This is a genomic window from Pseudomonas sp. 44 R 15 (assembly GCF_900004965.1).
In the GTDB taxonomy this organism is placed as follows: domain Bacteria; phylum Pseudomonadota; class Gammaproteobacteria; order Pseudomonadales; family Pseudomonadaceae; genus Aquipseudomonas; species Aquipseudomonas orientalis_A.
Window position 1 is genome coordinate 1 of record NZ_CVTU01000106.1, and the last position, 4012, is coordinate 4012.

Consider the following 4012-nt stretch of genomic DNA (forward strand, 5'->3'; position numbering starts at 1 on the left):
CCGGCATCGCCGCCGGTGGCCTGCTCGCGTCCATGTTCATGGGCGGCGGCTTCCAGGGCATGCAGATCTTCGACATCCTGATCCTGGCGGTCATTGCCTTCGTGATCTTCCGCTTTATCGCCGCCCGTCGCCGCAAGCAGCAGGAGCACCTGGCCCCGGCCGGCGCGCCGATGCAGCGTGAAGTGTTCGAGCAAAAACCCGCCATGGGTTCGATCTTCGGCGGTTCGGCAGCCCCTGCGGCCGCCCGTCCGGTGATCAACGCGCCGGCCTGGTTCAACGAAGAGCGTTTCATCGAAGCGGCCCGCAGCCACTTCCAGTCCCTGCAGCAGCACTGGGACGCCAACGAAATGGACAAGATCGCCGAGTTCGTGACCCCGCAACTGCTGGAGTTCCTCAAGCGCGAACGCGCCGACCTGGGTGACGGCTTCCAGTCGACCTATATCGACGACCTGCGCGTACAGCTGGACGGTGTGGATGATCGCGCCGACAAGACCATCGCCACCCTGACCTTCAGCGGCGTGTCGAAGACCTCGCGTTTCGACCAGGGCGAAGTGTTCAGCGAAAGCTGGAACATGGAACGTCCGCAGGGCGAAAACCAGCCATGGCTGGTCGCCGGTATCCGCCAGAACGGCTGATACCCGCACGCGTGAGCAAGCGGTAACAAAACCCCGGACCTGTTCCGGGGTTTTCTATTTCACGGTTGCACTTATAGCGAGCTACTGTATAAAACGCCCCTATAAAACGCGCCATCAGCAAGAGGATCCCGGCCGTGGAAGAAATCATCGAACAACTGCGTGAAGCCAACGAACCGGTCCCGGTTCCCTTGGAGCTGCCTGACGAAGACCAACTGGTGGAAATCGAAGAACAACTGTTCATCGACATCCCCTTTGTGTTCCGCGAATTCCTGCTGACCGTCAGCGACGTGGTCTACGGCAGCCTCGAGCCGGTGACCGTCACCGACCCGCAGTCCCACACCTATCTGCCGGACGTTGCCGCCAACGCCTGGGACGCCGGTGTTGACCGCAGCCTGATCCCGATCTGTCAGGACGGCGACGATTACTACTGCGTCGAAGAAGACGGCACCGTGGTGCTGTGGTCCGCCGAGGAAGAACTGGTCCAGGAAGAAACCTGGGAATCGGTGTGGCACTGGGCACGGGATGTCTGGCTGGAAAGCTGAGGCCCACACCTGGCCTTCTAGTGTTCCGGCGTATCCTTGTGGTTATCCAGCGTCTCCAGCAAGGCCACCTGCATCCGCGTATGCACGCGGATGAACCAGCGCCACAGCACGGCCGCCACCGCCGCCGTGACCACCGCAATCAGTACCAGCAACTTGTTGGTCGGCAGAATACTGGCCGACAAGGCTGCCAGGAGCAGGAAGATCACCAGCAGCGACAGAATGGGGATCAGCTCCGCGATCACCCGCCGCACACGTTGGGTATGCCGCCCGGCCATTTCCGGCTTCACGCTCATCTCCGCCAGCAACATCGACAATGCCTTGAGCTTGCGGTACGCCGCGATCAGAAACGGCAGCGACAACAGCAATGCGCCACCCCAGATCAACGCCTTCTGCCAGCTTTGATCGCTGACCCAGCCTTCCAGATACCCGCCAATGCGCGCCGCGAAAAAGCTGCCGGCGAAGAAGATCGCGATCACCAGCGCCAGGTTCACCCCCACTTGCAGCACGATCTTGCGGATCATCGACGCCAGCATGGCGCCCTCGCCTTGCGGCTGAATACTGCGCAGCCATTCGCCATACATGCCGAATACCCGGCTCATGCGCTGGGGCATCACGGCGGCAATTTTCAGTGACAACGGGTCGGCGCCGCGGATCAGGTACGGGGTGAGCAACGTCGTTATCGCCGAAACCGCCACCGCCACCGGGTACAGAAAATCGCTGGTGACCTGCAGGGTCATCCCCAGCGCCGCGATGATGAAAGAGAATTCGCCAATCTGTGACAGGCCCATGCCCACCCGCAGCGAGGTGCGCCCATCGTTACCGGCGATAAACGCGCCCAGCCCGCAAGACAGCATCTTGCCCAGCACCACGGCCACGGTAATGACCGCAATCGGCCACGCGTACTGCAGCAGAATTTGCGGGTCGATCATCAAGCCGATGGCGACAAAGAAAATCGCACTGAACATGTCGCGAACCGGTTCGATCAGGCGCTCGATTTTAATCAGTTGGCGTGACTCGGCCATGATCGCGCCGATCAGGAAGGCCCCCAGCACCATGCTGTATTCAAGCTTGACCACCAGCAGGCAGAAGCCGAAACACAGACCCAGTACCGTGATCAGCAGCATCTCGTTGCTTTCGAACTTGGCGACGTAGGCCAGCAGGCGCGGCACCAGCAGAATACCGATCACCAGCGCCACAATCATGAACAGCGAGAGCTTGCCCACGGTGGAAAACACCTCGCCGGAGCTGACCGTGCCGCTGACGGCGATGCTCGACAGCAAGGCAATGATGCCGATCCCCAGAATGTCCTCGACGATCAGCACGCCGAATATCAGCTGGGCGAAACGCTGGTTCTTCATCTTCAGGTCATTGAGCGCCTTGACGATGATGGTGGTGGAGGAAATTGCCAGGATCGCGCCGAGAAACAACGAGTCCATGGTGTTCCAGTCGAACCATTGACCGATTTCGTAGCCGATCCAGATCATCAGGATGATTTCCAGGAACGCCGCGATAAACGCCGTGGCACCCACCTTGAACAGCTTGCGCAGGCTGAACTCCAGGCCCAGGCAGAACATCAGGAAGATCACCCCGAGTTCGGCCAGCGTCTTGATCGTGTCTTCATCGTGAATCAGGCCGAACGGCGGCGTGTGGGGGCCGATGATGAAGCCTGCGACGATGTAGCCCAGCACCACCGGCTGCTTGAGCCGATGAAACAGGATGGTGACGACCCCCGCCACCAGCATGATCACGGCCAAGTCCTGGATAAAGCTGATGGCATGCATGGCGTGGGGCTCCTTGGAATTACTGGTGGTTTCTCACTCTCCGCGCGCGCAGCCGCTGAAAGAAAAGTCTGCCGTGACCGTAAGAAATGCCCGTGGAGGCGCGTTTGAAGGTTAACACCGCGACTTCCGCCGGAAAGCCGGTGCAATATATGGAAACAGATCGGCCCGGGCGTGACGGCAAGCCGCCCACCGGCGTCCCCGTTAGGGATGGCTGCAAAGCTCCCAGCACCCGCAGAGGTGCCCTACCCAACCAATGCCTAAACCCGTGAGTGTGCTATGGAACCCGGAAACGCCCAGCTGTCGATGACGGTATTGATGACCCCTGACATGGCCAACTTCTCAGGCAATGTCCACGGCGGCACCCTGCTCAAGTATCTCGACGAAGTGGCGTACGCATGCGCCAGCCGTTATGCCGGCCGTTATGTGGTCACGCTGTCGGTGGACCAGGTGATTTTCCGCGAGCCGATCCATGTCGGCGAACTGGTGACCTTTCTCGCGTCGGTCAACTACACCGGCAACACCTCGATGGAAGTGGGCATCAAGGTGGTGACCGAGAACATTCGCGAGCGCTCGGTGCGTCATACCAACAGTTGCTTCTTCACCATGGTGGCGGTGGACGACCAGCGCAAACCGGCCCCAGTCCCCCCCTTGCAGCCGCAGAACAGCGAAGACAAACGCCGCTTCGTGCAGGCCCAGCAGCGTCGGCAGATTCGCCAGGAACTGGAAAGGCGTTATCAGGAAATCAAGGCCGACGCGCCGTAGTTCAAAATCTGCAAACCCAGTCAAATGTGGGAGGGGGATCTGCCCTAATGCCAGTCAGTTAAAGCTTTTTTTGTAGGAGCGAGCTTGCTCGCGAAAAACTCACAGGCACCGCGTTCATTCAGAAAGCACGCGTTATCGTTGACGTTTTTCGCGAGCAAGCTCGCTCCTACAGAGGGCAAACGCTGCAGCGCCCAACACTAACCACGATGCGCAGCGAGTCGCTCTTGATCTTGATCTGCTTTTGATCTTGATCTCAGGCGCCCCGTTAAACCACGCTGGCCGAACGCAGGCT

At 60.0% G+C, this 4012-nt stretch carries 4 protein-coding genes; 3 read left to right on the forward strand and 1 reads right to left on the reverse strand.

Annotated features, from left to right (window positions below; all coding sequences use genetic code 11):
• A partial coding sequence (locus BFP93_RS18950; protein WP_065894305.1) for a Tim44 domain-containing protein occupies nt 1–635 on the forward strand: 635 nt, incomplete at its 5' end.
• A 134-nt stretch (nt 636–769) separates the two neighbouring features.
• Nucleotides 770–1177, forward strand: a complete 408-nt coding sequence (locus BFP93_RS18955; RefSeq protein WP_003195742.1) for an SMI1/KNR4 family protein — start codon at nt 770–772, stop codon at nt 1175–1177.
• Nucleotides 1178–1194: 17 nt separating this feature from the next.
• Here the strand turns inward: BFP93_RS18955 and BFP93_RS18960 are convergent, their stop codons facing one another.
• Nucleotides 1195–2958 (reverse strand): cation:proton antiporter, encoded by a 1764-nt coding sequence (locus BFP93_RS18960; RefSeq protein WP_065894306.1) that lies wholly within the window; start codon nt 2956–2958, stop codon nt 1195–1197.
• Nucleotides 2959–3234: 276 nt separating this feature from the next.
• On the opposite strand from BFP93_RS18960, the gene BFP93_RS18965 reads away from it, so the two are divergent.
• The gene (locus tag BFP93_RS18965) at nt 3235–3720 is read left to right on the forward strand and encodes an acyl-CoA thioesterase (protein ID WP_065894308.1); all 486 of its coding nucleotides are present in this window, start codon (nt 3235–3237) and stop codon (nt 3718–3720) included.
• The last annotated feature ends 292 nt before the right edge of the window (nt 3721–4012 follow it).